This is a genomic window from Trichodesmium erythraeum IMS101 (genome assembly GCF_000014265.1).
GTDB lineage: Bacteria > Cyanobacteriota > Cyanobacteriia > Cyanobacteriales > Microcoleaceae > Trichodesmium > Trichodesmium erythraeum.
Genome location: NC_008312.1, coordinates 556,171 through 580,621 on the forward strand (window position 1 = coordinate 556,171; position 24,451 = coordinate 580,621).

13 protein-coding genes, 1 tRNA gene and 1 pseudogene are annotated in these 24,451 nt (G+C 32.2%); 5 read left to right on the forward strand and 10 right to left on the reverse strand.

Annotated elements, in window-relative coordinates; genetic code table 11:
- Nucleotides 1–117 precede the first annotated feature (117 nt).
- Entirely contained in the window at nucleotides 118–5,436 is a 5,319-nt protein-coding gene (locus TERY_RS24615) for a CHAT domain-containing protein (protein WP_011610228.1), read from the forward strand.
- 888 nt (nucleotides 5,437–6,324) lie between these two features.
- On the opposite strand, the gene TERY_RS01685 is transcribed toward TERY_RS24615, so the two are convergent.
- Nucleotides 6,325–6,960 (reverse strand): methyltransferase domain-containing protein, encoded by a 636-nt coding sequence (locus tag TERY_RS01685; RefSeq protein WP_011610229.1) that lies wholly within the window; start codon nucleotides 6,958–6,960, stop codon nucleotides 6,325–6,327.
- A gap of 453 nt (nucleotides 6,961–7,413) precedes the next feature.
- Between TERY_RS01685 and phnC the strand changes: the two genes are divergently transcribed.
- The 4 genes from phnC (at nucleotide 7,414) to TERY_RS01705 (ending at nucleotide 11,507) form a co-directional block, all read left to right on the forward strand.
- On the forward strand, nucleotides 7,414–8,172 hold the full coding sequence (gene phnC, locus TERY_RS01690) for a phosphonate ABC transporter ATP-binding protein (RefSeq protein WP_011610230.1): 759 nt from the start codon (nucleotides 7,414–7,416) through the stop codon (nucleotides 8,170–8,172).
- A 448-nt stretch (nucleotides 8,173–8,620) separates the two neighbouring features.
- On the forward strand, nucleotides 8,621–9,517 hold the full coding sequence (phnD, locus tag TERY_RS01695) for a phosphate/phosphite/phosphonate ABC transporter substrate-binding protein (RefSeq protein ID WP_011610231.1): 897 nt from the start codon (nucleotides 8,621–8,623) through the stop codon (nucleotides 9,515–9,517).
- A gap of 56 nt (nucleotides 9,518–9,573) precedes the next feature.
- Nucleotides 9,574–10,392 (forward strand): phosphonate ABC transporter, permease protein PhnE, encoded by an 819-nt coding sequence (phnE, locus tag TERY_RS01700; RefSeq protein WP_011610232.1) that lies wholly within the window; start codon nucleotides 9,574–9,576, stop codon nucleotides 10,390–10,392.
- Between the two features lie 119 nt (nucleotides 10,393–10,511).
- Entirely contained in the window at nucleotides 10,512–11,507 is a 996-nt protein-coding gene (locus TERY_RS01705) for an NAD(P)-dependent oxidoreductase (RefSeq protein WP_011610233.1), read from the forward strand.
- A 483-nt stretch (nucleotides 11,508–11,990) separates the two neighbouring features.
- Here TERY_RS01705 and TERY_RS01710 read toward each other — a convergent pair whose 3' ends face one another.
- The 9 genes and pseudogenes from TERY_RS01710 to TERY_RS01750 all read right to left on the reverse strand — a co-directional run bounded on the left by TERY_RS01710 (nucleotide 11,991) and on the right by TERY_RS01750 (nucleotide 23,870).
- Nucleotides 11,991–12,674, reverse strand: a complete 684-nt coding sequence (locus TERY_RS01710; RefSeq protein WP_044137106.1) for a CADD family putative folate metabolism protein — start codon at nucleotides 12,672–12,674, stop codon at nucleotides 11,991–11,993.
- Between the two features lie 722 nt (nucleotides 12,675–13,396).
- Nucleotides 13,397–14,080: a hypothetical protein gene (locus TERY_RS01715; RefSeq protein WP_011610235.1), complete on the reverse strand. Its 684-nt coding sequence runs from the start codon at nucleotides 14,078–14,080 to the stop codon at nucleotides 13,397–13,399.
- A 408-nt stretch (nucleotides 14,081–14,488) separates the two neighbouring features.
- Nucleotides 14,489–15,436: an EamA family transporter gene (locus TERY_RS01720; protein ID WP_011610236.1), complete on the reverse strand. Its 948-nt coding sequence runs from the start codon at nucleotides 15,434–15,436 to the stop codon at nucleotides 14,489–14,491.
- A 542-nt stretch (nucleotides 15,437–15,978) separates the two neighbouring features.
- Nucleotides 15,979–16,051, reverse strand: a tRNA-Glu gene (locus TERY_RS01725).
- A gap of 193 nt (nucleotides 16,052–16,244) precedes the next feature.
- Nucleotides 16,245–17,384 carry an S-layer homology domain-containing protein gene (locus TERY_RS01730; protein WP_011610237.1) on the reverse strand — a complete coding sequence of 380 codons (1,140 nt, stop codon included), beginning with the start codon at nucleotides 17,382–17,384 and terminating at the stop codon, nucleotides 16,245–16,247.
- A gap of 194 nt (nucleotides 17,385–17,578) precedes the next feature.
- Nucleotides 17,579–18,463, reverse strand: coding sequence for a DUF4231 domain-containing protein (locus TERY_RS01735; RefSeq protein ID WP_052845736.1), 885 nt, complete (start codon nucleotides 18,461–18,463; stop codon nucleotides 17,579–17,581).
- 843 nt (nucleotides 18,464–19,306) lie between these two features.
- Nucleotides 19,307–20,100: pseudogene (locus tag TERY_RS01740) on the reverse strand (pantothenate kinase).
- A gap of 1,031 nt (nucleotides 20,101–21,131) precedes the next feature.
- Nucleotides 21,132–22,076 (reverse strand): hypothetical protein, encoded by a 945-nt coding sequence (locus tag TERY_RS01745; RefSeq protein ID WP_011610239.1) that lies wholly within the window; start codon nucleotides 22,074–22,076, stop codon nucleotides 21,132–21,134.
- Nucleotides 22,077–22,367: 291 nt separating this feature from the next.
- Complete coding sequence (locus tag TERY_RS01750; protein WP_011610240.1) at nucleotides 22,368–23,870, reverse strand: bifunctional orotidine-5'-phosphate decarboxylase/orotate phosphoribosyltransferase; 1,503 nt, start codon at nucleotides 23,868–23,870, stop codon at nucleotides 22,368–22,370.
- Between the last annotated feature and the right edge of the window lie 581 nt (nucleotides 23,871–24,451).

The following is a 24,451-nucleotide window of genomic DNA, read 5'->3' on the forward strand; positions in this document are numbered from 1 at the left end:
TTTCAACCTTATATACCTAGAAATGATTATCGGAACAACCTAACTTCTTATGAGAAGGATAAAAAAAATATTCTTGGCTAAAAAGTTATTTATTATTAAATAATATATCACAAACTAATGAACTATGCACCCTTTGATAAAATTTACAAAATACTCATAGCTATCCCCTTAACTGGACTTTGGGTATTTGATATTGCTACACTCTTACCATTCAAAAACAGCAAAAATAATGCTAAACTCGGAATAATATCACGGGAATTATTTTCCCCTAAAACCACATTAGCTCAACCATCGACTGAACCAATAGTTCCTGAAGCCAACTCAACAAACACAGTAGTAACTCCAGTAACACCATCAAACAATTCTTCCCAAACTCGCTTCGATATTACAGGTGGAAAGTATTCGGAAGATAATGCTAATCTTTTCCATAGCCTTACTAAATTTAATCTGGGAGAAAAACAAATTGTTAATTTTATATCTAACCCCAATATCAGAAATATTTTAACTCGTGTTACAGGTGGAAATATTTCTATAATTAATGGTTTAATTCAGGTAACAGGGGGAAATTCTAACTTATTTATTATGAACCCTGCTGGTATTATTTTTGGTCCAAATTCTAGATTAGATGTACCTGGATCTTTTGTTGTAACGACTGGTTTAAGTATTGGTTTTGATGATGGTTTGTTTAATTCTACTGGTGAAAATAACTACGATATTTTAACAGGAAATCCCAGTATTTTTTCCTTTCCTATAAATAATTCGGGAGTAATAATAAATGAAGGTGAATTCACTGTTAAAGCAGGAGAAAGTGTAGTTTTATTGGGTGGAACAATTATTAACACAGGTAAAATATCTGCACCTGGTGGTGAAATTACAATTTCTGCAGTCCCTGGAAAAAATTTAGTCCGCATTAGTCAAGAAGGACGTTTATTAAGTTTAGAAATACCAACGGAAAGTGAAGAAAACTCAAGCACAAATTCTGCCCAAGAATTAAAAACGTTCAATTACTTATCAATACCAGAACTTTTAACTGGTAAAAGTGAAGCTATAGAAACAGCTACTGGAGTAATAGTTAATGATGATAATCAAATAGTTTTGGTAGGTTCTAATCAAGTAATTCCTACAGATTTAGGTACAACTATTGTCTCTGGATTCCTGGATGTTTCTTCAGCAGAAAAATTGGAATTTGCAAACACAGGTAGAATCAATATTTTTGGAGAAAAAGTAGGATTATTTGATGCCAAGCTGAATGCTGGTGGTATTTATGGGAGTGGAAGTATTCAAATTGGTGGAGATTTTTCAGGTGTAGTAAATATTCCTAATGCTACTCGTACTTATGTCGATGAAAAAACAAAAATATTTACTACATCTTCTTTAGGTGAGGCAGGTAATGTCATTATTTCGAGTGCAGAAGAAACTATATTTTTGGGTAAAATAGAAGCTATTAGTGATGCCACAGAAGAGTCTATAGCGGAAGAAAAAAACTCTAGCAAAAATATAGTAGAAGTTTCTAGTCAAGGAACTTTAATTTTTGATGGTACTATTAATTTAGGTTCTCCAAATACTTTAGGAAATTTATCCTTAAAGTCGGAAAATATTAATATTGTAGATGGAAATATTGCTCTAGAAGATAATCCTTTAACTGGAGAAGCAGAAACAGAATCTCAGATTGCTAAGTCATCTATAGAAACTATATCAAATACAAATATTAGGATTGAAGCATCAGATAATATAACTATTAATAATTTATCTGAAGCTGAGTTAAACTTTTCAAATGTCAGAGGTAAAATATCATTTATAGCAGATAGTGACAAAAATAATTTCGGGTCATTTAGAATAGATTCAGAAAATACTATTAATACTCAAGGAGCAGAAATTAGTATTTCTGGAAAAACAATAAATACAGATAATATTAATACAAAAGGAGGAAAAATAAGTCTGAGTAGTAGTCAAGGTTTTGTTATGACTAATAACTTATCTACTAGCAACTCCAATACAACAGTAAAAACTAATGGAGGAGATATAGATATTAATGCTCAGGGAAATATTACTACAGGAGAAATTAATTCTAGTGGAGAGTCCAGTGGTGGAAATATTAATATCAATAGTCAAACAGGTAGCATTAAAATTACAAGAGTAAATATAGATACTACTTCTTCAAATGGCCGGGGTGGAAATGTCAGAATGAATGCTGCTACTAATATTGACATAGAAAATATTAACGCTGAAGGTAAACAAAGTGGTGGAAATATTGAACTGAGATCTGAAGACACTCTCAACCTTAGGGTAATATCAACCTTAAGTGATAGCAGAGAAACTGGCAACATTTCTATTATTGGAAACGAAATCAACCTTTTAGGTGGAGAAAATAGCATTAGTAGCAATGGAAAACTGAACTTACACTCAGCATCAGAAAATCACAATATTACTCTGGGCGGTTTTCAAAATACAGCAGCACTTAACCTCAAAACATCAGACTTAGCAACTTTTGCAAATGGTTTTACATCTATTACCATTGGCAAATCAGAAAATTCTGGTACTATTACTATATATTCTCCAGAAAAAAGTAACAACAATGGAGTCATATTTCGCGATCCGGTGACTCTTCAAGGAGAAAAAGTTACAGGTCAAGGTAAAATAACCGGAATAGATGATGCTAAAATTACGATAAATGCTAAAGGTGACATTCTTACTGGCAATATTTCTGTGCCTGGAGACATTAGTCTTCGAAGCACTCAAGGAAATATCAAGACTGGGAACATGGCTGTAAATATATCAGAAAATAGCATTGGTAACATTGATATTGTTACTGGTGGTGCTATAGAAACAGGGAAATTAACCACTACAGGAACAACAGCCGGAGGAAATATAAATCTCCAGGCAGGCGCTCACTTAACTACAGGTATAATAAATTCTAGTGCGACACCAGGAAATGCTGGAAAAATTCAACTGAGTGCGGAAAATGATATTGAAATTATCTCAATACAAGCAGAAGGTGGAAATATTGGAGGTAATGTAGAAATTAGTACGAGAGATGCTTTGAGAATAGCAGGTACTTTTTTAAATCAAAATCAGGAGCTGGTTAGCATTTCTACCGCCGGAGAATTAGCAGGGGGGAATATTAATATCAGCACAGGGAAAACACCTTTTACTGTAGGAGATATTACGACTAACGGTTCTGTAGGAGCAATTACAGATGGAAACCTGATAATTTCACCAGATCGTTCTCTACCCAATAAGTTTAATCTCATTGATATCCAAAAGAGGGAAAACTCTCAACTACAGGATAATAACTCTAGTGAAACTCAAAAAGAAACAGAGTTACAGACTCAAAAAAGTCCACTCCAGCCAGACTCAACCGCGGATAGCAGTTCTAATAAAGATAACCAAGCTTCTGTAGTTACTCAAACTAAGTCTAGTAATTCTAAGGAAGAAAATCAAACCAGTGTAGTGACTCAACAAGAATTAGTTGAGCCATCAGACAATATTAAGATAGATCAGGTAGAAAAAACTCAAAGTTCTATTGAGGAAAATAATAAACCATCCTTAAACACAAACCAAGAAGTACAGACAGTATCTCAAGAACCTGTTTCTATTGAGGAAAATAATCAACCATCCTTAAGCACAAACCAAAAAGTACAGACAGTTGAGAAAAATAATCAACCATCCTTAAACACAAACCAAGAAGTACAGACAGTATCTCAAGAACCTGTTTCTATTGAGAAAAATAATCAACCATCCTTAAACACAAACCAAGAAGTACAGACAGTATCTCAAAAACCTGAAGCAAGTTCACAACGTTTAGACAGTTCTGAAGTGACTCCCTCTGTTATAGAAAATGTAGATAATATCAAATTATCAAGAAGCTTAGAAGAGCAAACTTCTCCTCCCCCAGTACTTGTAGTAGAAAATCAAAATACAACCACAATAGAATTAGAAAAAACTGATAATTTTCCACCTGTTCCAGAATTCTTAGAAAATCAAGAAGCAAAAATTATTGTGGAGGATATCGAATATAGTGAAACTCCAGCAGCTTCTAATAAAATTTTAGAGGATACCACCTCTAGTTTAAATTCAGCAGTTTCAAATCAAACAGTTGCTATAGAAAATCCTGCTCAAGGTAATTTTTCCCAGAAACCAACTCCAACGATAGTTGTAGAAGAAAATATTACAACTACTGCTTCAGAAATTTCTCCCAAGAATAATTTCCATCAAATTAGTTTAACAGATACCATATCTCAGATAGAGCTAACCAGACGCAGAGAATTTACTAATTATTTAGGAAAAAACATTTCTAAGAGAACTGCTACAGCAACAAATATCCGCAATACTCTCAGCAGTGTTGCCAAAATAGATATCAGACCAGCAATGATATACGTCTCCCCACAACCCAATTATTTAGAACTACAATTGTTTTTGCCCAATGGTAAACCAGTTGTTAAAAGCATTAAAAAAAATAGAGATGAGGTAATTGAGGTTGCAAAAAAATTCACTAACCAAATTAGAACTCCTCGTCAATTAGATTCTCACAGCTATTTATCAAATGCTAAAAAATTATATAAATGGTTGATTGCGCCAATATCTCAAGAATTGGTAGCTTATAATATTAACATGATCGTTTTTTCAATGGATAGTGGTTTGAGAACTATTCCCATAGCAGCTTTACATGATGGTCAACAATTCCTAGTAGAAAAATATAGTTTGGGTTTAATCCCTAGTTTTACTTTAACAGATACAAGATATTTGGGATTAGATGGTTCTCAAGTTTTAGCAATGGGAGCATCTAAGTTTTCTCCTAATACCAATGAAACTCCTCTACCTGGAGTACTTGTAGAACTTAAAGCTATTGTGAATAATCTTTGGCCGGGTAAGTATTTTTTGAATCAAGAATTTACTCTAGATAACTTGAAGTATGAACGCCGAAAAGAAAAATTCAAAATTATTCACTTAGCTACTCATGTAGAATTTCATCCAGGGGGTGCTGATAATTCTTATATTCAATTTTGGGATACTAAGCTACCCTTAAATGAATTACGACAGTTACGTTTGCATCGCCCCCAAATTGAATTATTGGTATTGAGTGCTTGTACTACTGCAGTGGGAGATGAAGATGTTGAATTAGGTTTTGCAGGTTTGGCAGTGCAAGCAGGAGTCAAGTCGGCTTTGGCAAGTCTTTGGTATGTTAGCGATGCTGGTACATTAGCTTTGATGACTGAGTTTTATCAACATTTATCAAAAAGACCTATTAAAGCAGAAGCATTACGAAAAGCTCAATTGGCAATGTTAAGGGGAGATTTGCATTTACAAGATGGTCATATACTCCGAAATGGTAATCAGGGTCTCCCTTTACCACCGGAGTTAGCCATAGGAGGTAGGAGAGATTTATCTCACCCTTATTATTGGGCATCATTTACCATGATAGGTTCACCGTGGTAAGAGGATTTTGTTTCAGGGGTTATTGAAAAAAAGTTTCTACCTTTAAGCAAAAATACCAAATTGATAGCTGGCAAGACCCAGGCTTAAAATATAGGTAAGTATTCAATAGATGGGGAAATGGGATATATTGAAGTATTTTTTTACCTTTTTTCTGTATTGCTTCTTTTCATAGATGACTCTGTGACTCAAAAATTTAATTGCGGGTACTGTCGGTATACTATCAAGATTTAAACGTTAATCAATATTTGGAGTTCCTTATATAACTAAAGTAGAGGGTAAAAACACTTGTTTAAGAATTTATTTAGCAATATTAGAACGAAAAACGATTAGTTACTTGCACATTCCTTAAAAATGCTTAAGTATTCCATTTTCTTACTACTATACTACTTAAAATTTAAGACTGTGCCAATTCCTACAATCATTATTACACATTGACCAAAGCCAAATATATTACCATTACTATGCAAGACTACAAAAAAATTTTCTTGATTGGAATAGTTTGTTTGATCCCTCTGTTTTTATGGGGAATGAATATAATTTTAGCCAGAGGTTATTTAGGCTCAGTAATGTTGGATATTTATGAGAGCGATCGGGATGCCTCAGCTATTTTTTGGACAGATGTAGAGTAGATGGGGAGTGCAAAGAGTATATTAGTCAATCAATATTTTTCAACTTGATAATTTTTGGTTAACTTAAGAGAAACTATTGTTTATATTATGAATAACCAGCAAAAAATGATATTACCTGAAACTTTAAATAAGTAAGTATCATTTTGTTTAGCTTTCCGATAACTATATTTTCGGTATAAAAAATTTTTGTCTAACTTTTTTTGTAAAATTTAAGAGTAAGTTTACTTTAATTTACAAAGATAAATAAATTTAAAATCACCTAAGCATAGGATTTTATAGGTATAGCTGTAACAACCATCAGTCCCCAAATAAATCCTAAACGAAATTTAGTTGCATTATGTATTTTAAACTCAGCAGATACCAATAACTGATGTAATTCAGCTTGAGTATAGCATTGTTGATGAGCAGAATCGAAAATTCGTAAGAACCAGTCGCATATTCTGCAAAAAAAATAATCTTTGTTCCAGTCAAGAATTATTACTTTGCCACTGGGTTTAAGCACCCGTTTAATTTCTCCTAATGCTACTTGAGGATAGTCAAAATAATGAAAAGCATTAGCACATACAACCACATCAAAAGAATGACTGTTAAACGGTAGTGAATGAACTGAAACTTTTTGAAACTCGACATTAGAATTAGTTTGATATTTTTTCCTAGCTATATTTAACATCTTCTCAGATATATCAATTCCGATAATTCTCTGTGTCGGATTTTTTTTGAGCAAGAGTCGTTCAAATTCCCCAGTACCACAAGCAACATCTAGAATCTTTGCCTGTGGATCAATTTGTTCCCAAGTGTGAAGAAAACTCAGAGTATTCATGATATAACTTTGCCAGCGCCAATCATAAATATTAGCAATTTGATCATATTGTTTTTGGATTTTAAATTCGCTCATATCATTTCAGTTATCAATTATCAGTTATTAGGAAAATCAGCTAAACCCAGAGGATAAAAAAATAGTCAATAGGATATTTTAATCCTACGAAAAAAATAGGATTAAGACATAATTTTTCATCAAATTTTAAGATTATGCCTTACACATACTTTTTCAATATCTAAATATATATATAATCCCTAAAGATATCTTTTTTTAGCTAACTTAGCTTCATAAGTAGGTAGTATATTAAGTAATATCAGAAGTTTGTAATAGTTGAGTAAAAACTATTCATAACAAAAATAATTAAATTTAGAAAATCTAAGGATAATAACTAGGCAAGGATATATCAAATGGAATCTATAATATTTCTGGGCATCTAGATAAGAAACTTATAAAATATACTTGAGCATATATTAAGAATAAAAGTAAGCTCTAGAAAAAATTAGTTAACCATTTAACCCATCAAGCATTATGATCTCTCTAAATAAACTGGGTGTGACTTACCCAAATGGCACAGAAGCTTTACACAACATTTCTATTGAATTGAATCAAGGAGAATTCACTGTAATTTTAGGGTCTTCTGGAGCTGGAAAATCTACTCTCTTACGCTGTATAAACTTTCTTACTTATCCTACCAGTGGAAAAGTCATTATTGAAGGTAATGGTGATTTAAATCACCCTAAAATATTACAAAAACATCGTCAAAGGACAGGAATGATTTTTCAACAACATCAATTAATTCCTCGGCAAACTGCTCTCAAAAATGTTCTAGTAGGTCGTTTAGGTTATCATTCTACCCTGAGAAGTTTATTTCCTCTTCCTAAAACAGATCAGTATATTGCCTTAAATTGTTTAGAAAGAGTAGGTTTATTAGAAAAGGCTTTAACACCTGTTCAAGCTTTAAGTGGTGGACAACAACAACGAGTAGGAATTGCTCGTGCTTTAGCCCAAAAACCTAAATTTATCTTAGCCGATGAACCCATCGCCAGTTTAGATCCTGCTAGCTCTCATCAAGTTTTATCTAATTTACAAAAGATTTGTCAAGAAGATAGAATTGGGGCTTTAATTAGTTTACATCAAGTTGATTTAGCTTTACAATATGCCCAGCGTATTATTGGATTAGGTAAAGGGACAATTCTCTTTGATTGTAATCCTTCAGAGATCAAAAAACAGCAACTTGAAGAAATTTATCAAACTCTATCCTATAATCCTATAAGTAAGACTATATAACTATATACATATTGTCCGTCATACAATACAGTTCAATCAACGATTTTTTGCACTTCTGTAATCTGAACAGCTTATTTGTATATACTAAAAGTTTTATACTATAATAGTATTGGTATTATCTAGACTATATTAATTAAAATAAATGTACTAGAAAAAAAAAGCTTAGTAAAGTTAAACTGTCGCAAACCCATTTCCAAATAATTATTTATAAGGTCTGCTCGTCTTCAAAACTGAAGATGACACTTTCACCTCATCTAGCTCCTATCCTAAACTTCCCTTGTTATAGGCACATATTTTAAACTTTATCTCAGATCTAATGAGTTCACATTAGTTGACTGTTTGAGGTAATTGACAATTTTAGAGTCATAGTAATATTGATGCAATAGTTGTTTGTTTTTGTATGTGTTTCACCGCCTTTAGCTAATTAATTTTTCAGGACATAAAGATTATGTTAGGTTTAATCCTCAAAAAAAATTTGTTTACAGTGCTTTTTTTGGCTTGCTTAAGTTTAGTTAGTTGTAGTAATTCTAATATTCAAAAATCAGAGAACAAAGCTAATCCTCAAAAATTAGTTGTTGCTTTATTGCCAGATGAATCTGCTGCTACTGTTATTCAGAATAATAAAGGACTTGAGATGTACCTAGAAAATAAGCTAAATAAAGATATTGAATTATTTGTTAGCACTGACTATTCTTCTATGATTGAAGTAGCTAGTAAAGGACGTTTAGATTTAGCTTATTTTGGTCCCTTATCTTACGTTTTAGCGAAAACTAAAAGTAATATTGAACCCTTTGCTGCTTTAGAAAAAGATGGAAAAAATACTTATCAAGCTCTAGTTATTGGTAATGCAGAAGCAGGAATTAATTCCTATGAAAAAATAGAAGGAAAAATCATGGCCTATGGCGATCAAGCTTCTACTTCTAGTCACTTAATTCCTAAGTCAATGTTAAAGCAAAAACAATTAAAAGCTGGGGAAAATTATGAAGAAGTTTTTGTGGGTGCCCATGATGCTGTTGCTATTGCTGTTGCCAATGGTAAAGCGCAAGCTGGAGGGTTGAGTAAACCCATTTTTACTGCCTTAATTGAAAGGGGAACAATTGATAAAAATAAGGTAATTATTATTGCTGAATCTAAACCTTTTCCTCAGTATCCTTGGACAATGCGCTCTGATTTAGATTCTGAACTTAAAACACAAATTCAACAGGCATTTTTAGAGTTGGAAGATAAGGCAATACTAAAACCATTTAAAGCAGATGCTTTTACATTAGTTACAGATCAAGATTATGATGTGGTTAGAAACTTAGGAGAAGTGCTAGAGCTTAATTTTGAACAATTGAATAAATAAGAGACTAAACCTCAGAAAAATTAGTCAATCTTATTTAAAAATTATCCTTGAAAGATATGAAAGTTACTCCTAAAATTACGCCCAATAAGTTTGATACTTTACTCCGTCAACAACAAAGAAGTTGGTATATTTTTTTGACTAAAACATTGATATTATTAGGTATTATTTTAGTCAGCTTTGGGACTGTAGGATTATTGGATGGACAACGATTATCTGAGGGTATTCCTGATTTAATTGGGATGGTTGGAGAAATGTTACCGCCAGATTTTAGTCGCGCTTTAGACTGGATTAAACCTTTAATTGATACTATTGCTATGAGTATTGCAGGTACAGGTATGGCTATTGCTCTTTCTATTCCTCTTTCTTTGGGAGCTGCTCGCAATACTACTCCTCATCCTGTTGTTTATTTTCTCTCAAGAATGATTCTGAATATAGCTAGGGCAATTCCTGAATTAATTTTAGGAATAATTTTTGTTGCAGCAGTTGGATTTGGCACACTTCCTGGGGTATTAGCATTAGGATTTCATTCAATTGGTATGGTGGGAAAATTTTTGGCTGAAGCTATAGAACATACGGATAATTCTCCTATTGAAGCTGCAAAATCTGCCGGAGCTAATCATTTACAAATTATTTTTCATGGCATTTTTCCTCAAATTTTTCCTCAAATTGCTGACCTAACTTTTTACCGTTGGGAATACAATTTTCGAGCCTCAATGGTATTAGGTGCTGTAGGAGCTGGCGGCATTGGGTTTGAAATTATTGGAGCCCTACGTTTACTAAAATATGAGGAAGTTTCTGCACTATTACTGGTCGTGTTAATAATGGTTACTTTAGTTGATAGTTTAAGTAACTATTTGCGTCAAAAGTTTATTTAAAGCTTTAAGTAAGTAGTTCAAGTATCTAGTTTTTTCTACTGGGGAGAAGGAAATATAATTTATTTCAATATATTCCCTACTTCCCACTATCTACTCCCTTAATTTCTCAGGTATTCAATATGGATAAAAAACCATTAGTTGTTATTACCCATTGGATTCATTCTCAAGTTATTGATTATTTAAGTAAAACTTGTGAAGTTATTCTCAATCAAACTCAATACACATTGTCTCGTGAAGAAATTATCAATCGAACAAAAGAAGCTGAAGGTCTAATGGTATTTATGCCTGACTTTATTGAATCAAGTTTCTTAGATGCTTGTCCTCAATTAAAAGTTATTGCAGGAGCTTTAAGAGGGTATGATAATTTTGATATAGATGCTTGTACAAAACGAGGTATTTGGTTCACAATTGTTCCCGACTTATTAGCAGCACCCACAGCGGAATTAACTGTTGGATTATTATTGGGATTAGCTCGTCGAATGTTAGAAGGCGATCGCCTAATTCGTGATGGTCAATTTCAAGGATGGAAACCAAAACTTTACAGTAGAGGATTATTACATCAAAATCTAGGAATTGTAGGGATGGGAAAATTAGGAAAAGCTTTAGCCCAAAGATTGGTAGGTTTTAACATGAATTTATTCTACAGTGATTCTATTCCCTTATCTGTAGAACAAGAAACTGCTTGGAAAATTTCTAGAGTTTCTTTAGAAGAACTCTTAAAGATTAGTGATTATGTAGTTTTAATGGTACCATTAATTCCTGATACCTATCATCTTATTAATCAAGATACCTTAGCCAAGATGAAACCAAAAAGTTTCCTGATCAATGCCTGTCGGGGATCAGTTGTAGATGAGAAAGCGATCGGGTCAGCAATTCAATCAGGACATTTAGCTGGATATGCTGCTGATGTCTTTGAGATGGAAGATAGGGCTATCCCTCATCGCCCTCAAGGGATTTACAATACATTAATAACTGAAAAAAATAAGACTTTTTTGACTCCTCATCTGGGTTCTGCTGTTGATGAAATTCGCCATGATATTTCTTTTGAAGCAGCCAAAAATATTGTGCAAGTTTTATCAGGAGAAATTCCTCAAGGAGCTGTTAACAAGCTATAAATTAAAGAAGATAGTAGTCCTAAAATAAAATAGTAAACAGAAAGGAGATTATAACTATTAACTAACTCCGGTACTTTCTATTTATTGTTCTCTGTGTTCTAGTTCTGATTATTACTTATTTTTTCTTATGATAGTAAAGATTATTAAAAGTATCGGTGAAAGTTTGTAGTTATTCAGGACAATAATATTCTTGACAAGATTACTGCTTTTTTCCATATTTATGAGTTCTCTGATGGCTACATAGAGAAAGTTTCATCATCAAAAGGATTAAAGGAAAATAATTATATGACCATTCTCATAGTTTCTTGATGCACTACCGAAGGTTATTGTTGCCTATATTAATTACTTAATAACTGAAATGTGATCTAAGTATAATATTAATGCAGAAAAACTGGTATAATGGTCTAATAGAGACTAGAAGTAGATATACAAAACCTCTAGTCTCTGTTTAGTAAGCTAATTATTCAACATGTTAATTAACCATTAATTCACAGCTTGACAATATTCTTCATAAACACCATCAAGCAATAAATTCAAAGCATCCACCGCTGTTGCTGCTGCTGCCAACGCTTCCTCTTTCTGAGCATCAGTTTCACATAGTTTTACTAATGCTTCTTTTGTGACTTTGCTGTGAATTTCATCAGCTTTTTCATGTACTTTAAAAAATGATAGAGCTGCTTCAGAATTAATCCCATAAAATTCTTTTAAACCAGCAATTTTAGTACTAGCAACCTCAGGAATTTGTGATTCATAAGCATAAAGAGCAGCTAAACCTTTAGCCGGGTTTTCACTCCCAGCTAATTCCTTGAGAATACTTACAGATTTCTTGGTTTTTGCTAAATGTTCCCGCTCTTTAACTGCTTCTCTTTTTACATCCAAACCTTCAGCAAAACGTAACCATAACTCAGGGTGATTTGCTGCTCCCATTTCTTCTTCAATCAGATTTTCTAAGAGCATTTTACGAATTTCTAAATCATCACAAGCTGCATGAGTAGCGCTAATATAAGTAGGGAAATAATGAACTTGTAGATAATATTCCTGAGCGTACTCCTGCAACATTTTTAAAGATAATTTTCCTTGATTCCACATTTGGTAGAATGTGTGCTTAAGTAAATGTTGTTTTTCAATAATCTCATCCAGTAAGGACATGAAATCTTGTGCAGTCATTTGTTTGTCTTGAAGCAACATACTTATTCGCTTAACTAAATATTAAATATCAATGCTAAAATAACACAACTTTCTGGTTTGTCAAGAATATAAAATATTTTTTTTATAAACTCAATTTAGACTCTGAATATTTTATCTATAGTTTTAAGGACAATATCTATAGAAGGTAGAAATAGAAATAAATAATTGTTTTTATAGGAAGTACTGATAACTGATAACTGAAATAACTAAAAAAAGTAGGTCTTAACCCTTCCTGTTCAAGGTTTGGGAAAAAATAAACTTCAGTATCCTAATCCCGATACTAAGTGTTGTCAAGTACTAATAACCAATAACTTAAATGACCAGCTACTTATTTTTATTAGCTGACCAGACAGGATAAACCGATCTAATTTGCTGATTCCTATATATAGTTTTTTTAAAATTAAATATATATAGGACTTACGTAAAGACACTAATTGTAGTTTAAATATCGGAAATAATTATCAAAAATACACCACATATAGAAACAATACGTAAGTCCTGATATATATATAGAAAATACAACAGATTTCGGGCAAATGATGTATAGCTGTGTTTGCTAAAAATTATTTACTGTGAGCATCTTGCTCCCGTGAATATACCATTAAACAACGCAAAGCCCTGTATATTATCAACAAGCGCCATAAAGCTTTATTTATTGATAATAACTCCAGGTTTATTGACAAAATGCGTTTACCCTGGTGCTAGCAAGAGAGAGATTTTTTTTGCGATTTTTTTGTACAAGATGCGTTTGCCCTGACACTGGCAAGATGGGAATTTTCTTGGCGAATTTTTTGTAATTTAGCTCCAGATAATTTAACGTTTGCATATTGATTTAGCCAGGAATAAAGTTTAGCTGCTATCAAACCTAAACCCATGGGTTTAGAAGTAAAACCTGAACGCAAATTTTTACGAAGTTGAGTTAATGTCAAACCTTGCTGTAGTAAAAAGGGAACAATATCAATTAATTCTTGAGAAATATTTTGTGGTTGAAAACTAGATTCTGGGTCTGCTTTCAAAGTAAATCTGCGACGACGCTGATAGTGATGCTGCCAAAACCAACTATAATGATCGTTATATGCTTCATGAGTATCAATAATAGGGTCTGAAGTTTTTATAGTATTAGGATTTTCCCACTCTAGCTTTTCTGCAACTATAAATACTAAATCACAATAAAGATTACTAAAGTTGGGAAAGGTGTCACCAGAAACCCAAAAGTTTATATTGCCAACTTGTGGTGACATTTGAGTAATGTGGCAATAAGTATGAAGAAACTTTTGATTCCAAACATAGGGATCTTGATTACCATTTGTGTTGTCGTGGTAAACTTTCGTAGTTTCAAAATTTGAAACTACACGAGGAGGGTGATAAATAAGATAACCGCTCAAAATTATATGCCTCCTAAAAATTTAATTTATACCATTTCTTGACTCGAATTTGGTTGATTTGTTTCTATCCCAGATTCCGTACCTCAAAATGTAGTATTTAAGATCACCTATTTTAAGCCTTGTCTGATCATAATTCTGAAATTTATAATTAAAAATAAATATTAGATAGACTATTACTATTAATTATTAATATTAATTATTAATAATAGAATCTGAAATCTACAAAGGCACTTGCCTTTATATGTCAATGCTGTGAAATTTAATCAGTAAGCCCTAAATAATTTTAGCGATCGCAACAATCATTTCTCAGTTTCTCAGGACTAATGCAAAACCTCTATAGTAGTGGCTTTATGGCATTTACTCCCTACAGATAGGGTATTATCTAGGAGACTTGCGTAAGTCCTGTTTCTAAAATAAACGTTTATGCTCCTGACTCAAAAATAAAATACCCATAGTAACAATAGCAATACCCATAATTTGCAAACCATTAATAGTTTCTTGAATAGTTAACCATGCTAAAATTGCTGTCAGACTAGGATTAGTTGCTCCAATAGTTGCTGCAGTACTAGCACCTATCAACTTAATTCCATAATTAAACATTAAATGACCGCTCAAAGTAACGATCGCTGATAAGAAACCACCAACCCACATAGGAGTCCAGTTAAGGTCTGCATTATCTCCTTGCCAGATTAACAAACTTATGGAAGATAACCCTAAAGTAGTAGCAAAACTAATCCAAGTAAAGGGAACTAGGTGTATAGTTTCAAAACTTTTTTGTGCATTTACAGTATAGAGAGCATAAGCAACTGCAGAAGCCAAGGCAAAAATTACTCCAATTCCGTTGTAGTAATCATCAGATGTTGTCTGAGTGTAAGGAATAGTCAGAAAAGTACCAACTAATACAATTACCATGATCATCCAGCGAAACTTTGTAGGAGGAATACCCAAAAATATCCAAGAAAATAGTGAAGTGAATATTGGGTAAGCAAAAAACAGAGTTAAAGCAATTCCAGTTTCAATTAAACCGATAGATACATAAAGTAGTGCTAAATAGAGAAACATCAAGACTCCACCAAGAAGCGATCGCCCCAACATAGGATATGCTTCATGATTTCCTAATTTTCTAATATCTTGCCAGGTAAGCGGGTAAAGTTTTGTCGCGAAGGATGCCATCAACGGAACTACTAACACCATCCGCATAAACATTAGTAGAAAAGAATTTTGTAGGTTAGGTATAACAAATCCACCGGTTTCAAATATCCCTAAAATTGTCTGTTCATTAAAGAGAATTCTGACAATGACATTTTGGAAACAGAAACAGAAGGATGCCAGTAAAACAATGATCAAACCAAACATAGACTAGGTTCAAATAAATGGTAGTTTTTGGGCTTAAAAAAATTAATAGTTTATACAATAGACATCTCGAAAAACGCCGATTTAGGAAAGGCGGGGCAAGGGTTTAATAACCTTTTCTAGAGAAGTCTAATAACTATTATAAAATTTTCTTCAGCCTACCAAAATTAAGTCTTTTAGTACAAAAAAATGCTGTGGGAAAATTGTTAATAACTTACCTCTATTATTTCGGTAAAAACTTGCCGCAGATTCGGTTATTAATATGTATTATTACTCTTTCATTCTTCTACGACTGATAGCTATTTAGAAGTAAACTTCTTTCACTTTCACTCCAGAGAAATGTAGATTTCAGAAATAACTGTAGTTAAAATAAATCTTGTAATTATATCTGTAAAAACTAACTTACCTATATCCTATTATAGGAAAACTGATAAACTATATAACTGCTTTATAGCTAATCAATCAAAAAAATACTACAATAACAGATATTAGTAGAAATATAACATAAAAAAGCAGAACTGCTTATGTTATTATTTATCTTTAAATACCCCCAAGGGAATTCGAATCCCTGTCGCCTCCGTGAAAGGGAGGTGTCCTAGGCCTCTAGACGATGGGGGCTTACTTCTTTCTTTTCACCTTTATAAGAATAGCGAATCTCTAAATAAATGTCAAGGGTTATGAAAAAAAAATTTCTCTGGCATTATTTAGCTACATTGAAACCATCAGGAACAAAGGTCTGGATTGGTTGCTTGACATACTCCTAACCTAGTTTAGGAGCACAAACTATTAACCTTCTTACTATAAATTCCAACTAGGATTGTCCCTTGGCCTCCAAGACCATCTGAGCCGATATACCATCTTTCTGGTCCCCAAAATACCATAAGACAGCAGCAGCCTCAGCCCGACTTACAGTTTTATCTGGCCTAAACAATTTAGTATAACCAAAAACCCGGCGAATATTAGAAAACTTATTCCCACCATCTGCTAATACTGCCTTCAAAGCAATAGGATTAATTTTAGAAGCGTCTTGAAAGTCCCAAACAGCCTTAATTTTCTCTATTGTAGCTTCTGGTAATGGCTTGCGAAAATCTAAGGGCACTTTCCAAAGAATTAAATCCTCACGAGTTAAAAAATCATCTGGGCGAAACTTGAGCAAATTAACATCTCCAAATAAAGGACTAGGAATTAAACCGGCCTCTGCCAAACCTTGAATTACAGCAAAGTCAGGGTCAGTTTTTGGCACATCTTGAAAAATCTGTTTTTCATTTGCTCTAGCTAATCGGATATGTTTAGCAGAATTATTAGTAAACATCTTATTATTTGCACTGACTAACCATCTAGCATATACACGCCGACTCACAAGATTTTGAGGTTTAACTAACATAGTTGTCCCATCGGGATTATATTGATTGTTAAGTTCTTCCTGTGGAAATAGCCCCAACTTGGACAAATCTGCAATGTATGGACGTAAACCTGTAGGCACATCCTTAAGAGCCATTTTCAATGGACGAGAACTTGAAGGTATGGGAGTAAGTACTGGAGGGATAATATTAGGGGGAGATGATGTCGGTGTTGATAGTGCCGATGCCGTGGAAGTAGGTAAAGGTGTGGGCAATACTTGGGGTAATGGTTGAGTTTTTGCTTGGGGAGTTGGTAGTAAAGTTGAAATTCTGGCAGGTTCAGATTTATCCAGCAACTCGGAGTTAGGAGTTGGGGAATTTTCTAGAGGAAAATTAGTCGGAAGTTGTACTGTTTTTTCTGTTTGTTGGTTGTTTGGGCTAGAGCTTTGAATTAATTGGTTAAAGGGAGGATTATTTTTTAACTGGGGATCTGCTGCAAAAATTTGCTCTAATTCTTTGCTGGCAGGATTATTGGCGCAAGCACTCACAGAAGCTAATAAACAAATAGTTAGACTAGCAAATATCTCAGGTTTATTTAATAACATATTCATACAAAGAAATTTACTTAGTATTTTTAGCTAAATCATTGGTTCATCTCATACCATAATTTTCAATTTGGTGTGAGATGAACTGATAAAGTAATCTTACAAATAATGAGACTAGATTTGCGAGGATCAGAAACTTAGTTTAGCTGTTCCAGAAATATTAAGCTTTACTTGGTGCAAATGGGCTAGTTTCTTTAACCTTATTTTATTAGCATCTCCTTTGACTGTTCTTCTCCTTCCTCTAATCCTTTTTCAGTTTTTTCTTGATCTTGTATTTTTTTGAGGTGGATATTACTCATCGTATTAATAAATTTAGCCATAGCATCTCTTGTCATTTTGTAACGTTCCTTTTCTTCGGCATTACGAGGAATTCTATAACCTGTAGTTACTGCTAAGAGAAATTTCTCTTTTTCTGCTTCTAAATTTTCTACAGCTTTTTTAGAAGACAACCAAGTTTCTTCAAGAGGAATCGAAGTTGAAAGACTAGCAATAATAGAAGCGAATGCTGGCAATATTACAGGTAACCATTTTAACCAAGCTGGACTTGTTTCTGACTTTTCAACCAGAACTAAAATCGGAGTCACTGCAGAAAAAATTATTGTTACTATCTGCAATACATAGTAAAGGGATTTTGCCTGTGAACTAATTTTTTTATTATTGTCTATTAGCCGTTGAGCGTACTTTAAAGCTGATTCTACTCCTTCCATTATCTGTTGATTTTTTGGAGAGTCTTCTAGTTGTGACACTTTGATATACATGTCTCTATCTTTAAGTAAATTATAGTTCTTAAGCTTTTTAAGATAGTTGATCTTTAATTCCCTAGAAGTCAGGAAGAAAAAAACAAACAAACTAATAGAAACTACTAAAATAATCAACAACAATTTAATCTCATTTGGTAAGAGAAAAGTTGTAATACCTGAAGCAATAGCTATAACCAAAGATAGATAGGTCAGTATTCTAAACAATAGCAATATATTGGGGCTAGGCGCTTGAGATTTAGAGATATCTACTTGGATTTTTTCTGACTGAGAATTAATTATTTGAGAAGAAGTTGTCATACTTTCCTTTATTTCTGAATTGCTCATAATTTTCTTCTTTATTTTGATTGAATAACCATTTTATAATATACTATTTTTAGTCAAATAGCCAAGATTAAATTACCTTTAAAGTATCTTGGATAAATATGGTTTTCAATCTAAAAATATTTTGGAGATAATCTTAACTATTAGTAAGCTATTTTTAACATTAAATAACTACCTTATTATTCCTTTTATGACTCCATAAATATATTTATTTAATATAAAAAAAAGTCATACTTTATAAAAATTGCAAATCATTTTTTATGACTAAAATGATGCTTTGCCTGACAATATATTTCGCACAAGTAACAACTTGATAGTTTTTCACTTATCAACTCTACTTTTACTTTGGCACTATAGTTTTCAGACAATATTTATAAATAGGGGAACAATAGTTAGCGAAAAACCAAAACACAAACCTTTTTTAAATTACTGACATGTAATTATATATCTGGAAAAAGATATCCTTTAAAATTTAGTCAATTACTTGAGAATAGCTAAAAAGTGAAGTCATAATTTGTAAAGTTAGTAACTTGTTGAACAGGGAGAGACTCCCAACCAATAAAGGAATAAAACCCATCAAAACATATGGCTGGTCCTAAGTTAAGCAGCATCAAAAAATAGACATCGGTGTTGTTATAGTGCTATGTGCGGGCAAGCAACATGATCCAAACTATCAACCATAAACGTCTTGGTCTTGGCATCAAACAATAAGACCATGCCAGTAACAGCTCTCACTTTGGATGGAGTCATGCTTGCATATTTAATTTAAGGTGCAAGCTTTGAGTAGAGACTTTGTTGCACAGCTAGAATAGTTAATAATATTAGGTAATGACAGGAAATATTCACCTAGTCTAGTTGAATATTTGTTACTCTTGCCATTCCCCAAAAAATTAAATCAGGTGCATCTATAACTATTGCAGCTAGTTGAGGAAACAGGGTTGTGAAATGAGTAAATAGTATGGAGTGATCCCCTCCAGTAAATACTATTTTACTTTCAGGAAATTCTTCCAACCAAGATACAACGTAATTTTTCATACCTGCCAATATAGTGTAAATGACTCCACTTTGAATTGCTATTCCTGTTTCTTTTGCCCACCGAGTGGGTAACTCTACAGGTATATCAGTTAATGGTAACATAGCTGTTCCCTTTGCTAAGGATGATAACTGTAATCTTAGCCCTGGTAAAATAGCTCCTCCCATTATTTTTTTTTTGCATTGGCACCAGTAAAGGTCATTGCCGTACCAGTATCTATAACTAGTATAGGCCAACCAAAGTTTGTACCTGCACCTAACACTGCCAAAGCTCTATCTATTCCTAGAGTAGGATAAAGTCCTTGCAACGGTAACTTATTCAGGGTAATCATATCGGAATCAGGATAAGTTTGCCAAAGTGCTGTTTGCTCAGGAACTACTGATGCTATTAATAAAGGTATCCTATGATTCAAGTTTATGTTCTTAGTTTCTAATATATTTTTGAGGCTTTTTTCTATTCCCTTTTCCTCATTTATATGAGATTTAATTTCTATTTGTTGAAGATGATTAGCATCCCAAGTATTCTGAATTATTTTATCAGTAAAATAACCAAAATGTAACCGGGAATTTCCAATCATTAGACCTAACCATTTTTTACTTTCAGGCATCTAAAATTTGATTTTTTTTAGCAAAAGGTTAACAATTAAAACAATATTTTTTTTTACTAATAGTTTTTTTTCTACAATATGATGAATTTATAAATATTTTTTTCTAAATTATCTAGACAGTTTTTGATAAAACAACTTATTACTTGGGTCATCTTATTTTACTTTTTTTTGCTACATACAAAGATATAATAATCCTATCTAAAGAGTGAAATAAATGGGCTGCTTTAAGGCAGAAGACAGAAGACACTTGTACTGAAGTCACAGGAGTTAGAGTTATTTTTTAAGAAGTCCGGTGATTTTATATAATATTTAGGATTGGTATACATAAGTATAAATCAAAGAAATTAGGCAGAACAAATGTCTGGATAGATAATGGTGCTGGTTACTTATATCAAATCTTAAAAAAAAAATAGGGGAATGGGATGGGTCAACCCAATACCTGCAGTTTTTTTTCTCATATCTTGTTCCTGATTACTATAACTGATTTAATCTCCTTTCTATTATTCGTAAAATTAATTCTTTTTTTTATTTGGACTACATATTTACTATCTATTATTATTAGAGAACATAATATAATAAATATGAGAATTTTTGGGGATTTTAGAATTTTTATATTATCTGAATCTAAAGGCTTCAAGAATAGTTAAATAGATTCAAATATAGTAGGCCATAAAAAACATATATTTCTATCATTTTTACATTTGTTTTCAATATATACTGCTTTTCTCTTTTTACTTCTGACCTAGAGTCTTTATAACATAAAAATAATTAATATTAACTTAGCTAAGGCGAATCAGAAAGTTATTATGCTTGTTTGAATTACTTAATAACTTAAATTTTACCTTAAGTATAGTATTAATGCATGAAAATTTATATAACTACTAAATACTAAATATTCATTATATTCATTTTTTTTTTAAGTGTTGAGGGTAACTATTCTTAAAGCCTCACAATTTTTACTGCATATACAATTAATTATATTTGAATCCTATTCAATTAAATGATTAAGCTAAAATCAGCTAAAAAACCTTTTATTTAAGTCCAACACCCAAACCAAAAGTATATATAGCAACTGCCTTATATTGCATATTAAAAACTACTTTAATTCCTGTTTTATTAGGATTCATCCATTTATAAGCATCCTTAATTTTATCCTCTTCTTTCTTTTCATTTGGCACTACTGGTTCCTGAGCAAGTAAGTCTTGGCGATAGGCAGTCATATTGATTTGCATTTTTCTTGCTTCTCTTGATTTTTCAAAAGCTTCTGGATCAAATTCTGTATCTAATTCTCCTTCCTTTGTCAGAATATTTTTAATTTCTTGATATGTCATTCCTAGCTGCAATTTTTCATATTTTTCTCGTGTAATGGTATAAACTGGTAATGGTTTATTCCAGAAAGGATTACCAAGATTGTAGGTATTCATATTTTTCGTTCTAATAGTCATAACTTTCTGATTAGAATCAAAAATTATAGTCATATTTGTACCATCAGGATTAAGCCAAATATATTCAGTAGTATTACGATTATTTAAAGGATTATCTCTAGTTGGTTGTTTTTTACCTCCACTGCCAATAATTGTTTTTACTTCATCATAAGTCATACCAACTTTTATATTTTCCCTATTTAAACTTGTAACTACTGGGGCTTCTCTATTTATTCCAAAGCTATTAGTATTCAAATTTTGAGCAGTGAATTTAATTAACTTATTCTCAGAATTAAATACGGCAACTATTCCTGTACCATCATTATTTATCCAGCGATAAGCAGCCCCAAAGTTTTCAAGATTCGGGCTATTATATTCTGTATAAATTTTACCTTCTCTACCTAATATTCTCTTGACTTCATGATATGTCATACCAATTTTTAAATTGTCATAATTAGCCTTAGTAATTGAGTTGGCAAAAACTGATTTACATTTCATAGGTAAGGCATATATTAAACCAGTAATAACTGTTGTTAATAAAATCTTTTTCATATTTACTCTATCAATATTTGCTAGATTGACTGGTAGTTTATAAATAGTACTCTACTAATAAAAATACTGATAAATTGTGGATAATTTTCTTGGAAATAAGTAAATTATATTATATACATTTAATCAAAACAATTATGTCTAAAATCTCATATATTAATACTAATTTTTTTTGTAATCTTGGTCAAAATTTATATCACAAGAAAAACTTATACTTTCTGACTTGTAATTTGTTTAATTACCTCTTTTTGACATCCACTATAAATTAGTATATTTGCGGAAATAGCATCGGATTTAATGATGATTTTTTAGGATATTAAATTGTTCATAATTAATCTTGTTAGACTCATATAAAGTTTGAGCAATTTCTGTCAAAGTCAATACTGAGTGACCTAGATATCCATGGTCTTGTAACTTATCCTTTACTCCTCGTTCATGGTCAATAAATACAACAATATCTTCTACTTTTAATCCCACTGATTTTAGTTTCTCTGCTCCCTCCATTACACTATTACCAGTAATCATAATATCATCCACAACTACAATTTTTTCCCCTGGTTGAAAATGGCCTTCAATTAATCGGCCAGTACCATAAGCTTTTACCTCTTTGCGAGGAAATATCATTGGGCGTTCTAGATGTAAAGCTAAACCTGTTGCAGTGGGCAATGAACCATAGGGAATACCTGCAATTCTATCAAATTCCAAATTCTGGATAATTTCAGCATAAGCAGTAACAATTTTATGGAATATTTGGGGAATTGAGATGATTTTTCTTAAGTCTATATAGTAGGGAAAAATAGCTCCCGATGCTTGTACATGATCGCCAAAAATAATACAGCCAAGATTATAAAGTTGTAAGATTAAATCCCGGTGTGGTTGATGTTGTAAAAAACAAATATCTGGCAACCACAATTCACAAGTTGGACTACCTTTAACCATCTTTAGACGTTGTTCATTTATCGTGCTTATTAAACTTTTAATAGCAGTCTTAGGTTCTGCAGTTCCTAATAATTTTGGTGGTATTGGTAAAAGTAATCCTTCACCATTAATATTCAAACCAGCAGCTAAAAGTTGATTTAATTTTTGGGGATTATTAATATCATTTTCTTCTGCTATATCCCCTTGAATTAGTATTAGTCTTTCTGGAGCAACTTGTCTGATTTTGCCTAGGATATCTGGCATTATTCCTACTTCAAAACCTAGTTTTTCTGGTGTTGCCCATCTTTGAGCTTCTACTACTAATTTCAAATAAAGAGGTTGCTCTTGATTAGGATATTGTTGTAATACTCCTGCTGAAGCATTTGCTGTGGCACAAAGTAGAAAAACTGCTTTACCTGGATAAAGTAAAAAAGGTACAACTAAATCAAATCCTGTATAGGGTAAAATTGTACAAGCATCTACTTGCAAATCTGCAAATATAGACTGAGCAAATACTGTGCTTGTTTTTAAGTCACTGTGTTTAGCATCTAAGATAATTGGAATTTCAGAAGGAATAGTTTTTAGGGTTTGCTGAAGTAGTTGTAAACCTGGTATGCCGAAAGATTGATAATAGCCTAAAGAAAGTTTATAAGCACATACATATTTTTCTGTTTGAGTTATTAAAAAATGGAGCCATTCCCACCAATCTTGAATTAGTTCTTGATTATCTTTTTCTGGATGTTTAAGAAGCAAATATTTTGCTGGAATATTTTTACCCTCAGCTTGTTTGGGTAAACTTTCTGGATTAGGGTCTAATTCCAGATAAAGTAAACTTTGGTTCTTTTCTATGCTAGTTAGTAGCTTATCAAAAAAGTTCATGATTTTTTATTCTGCTTTTTTAGTTATGTAATTATTTAAAATTATATGATATTATAATTGTTTTAGGAGTTAGGCAGAAACTGGATTATAATCGGAAATTTCGTGAGAGTGAATAACAATAATTAAGGTGAGAAACTGGGTTTCTTGTTTGGGTACATAAGTTCTGCATTTATTAGTTAATTTATATTACCTATTATTATATTTAGGTGCTGAGTTGGCAAGTATTTTACTTGTTGTTCATGTCTTCTAGCGTTTTAATACGGTTATGGCATAAACCTGAATTATTGAGCAACCCTTTCCCAGAGTTTTTTTGGGGGGATAAAACTTTTCGAGTTATTTAACAAATTGATATTAACAGTTAATCAATAATAATCTATGGAGGAAATGTTTATTTTGTCAGCTAGGAATATCAAGCTACAGTTAAAATATTTGATTTAGGAAATATCTTAAGTAGACTTATATTTAGTAAAAAGATTAGATGAAGTAAATAGATGGATTAAATATTTAAAACTTAGTACTCTGAAAAATAAAAATTTTGTGATACTATTTTGGCAAATAGCTTATTCAAAATTATCAAATTT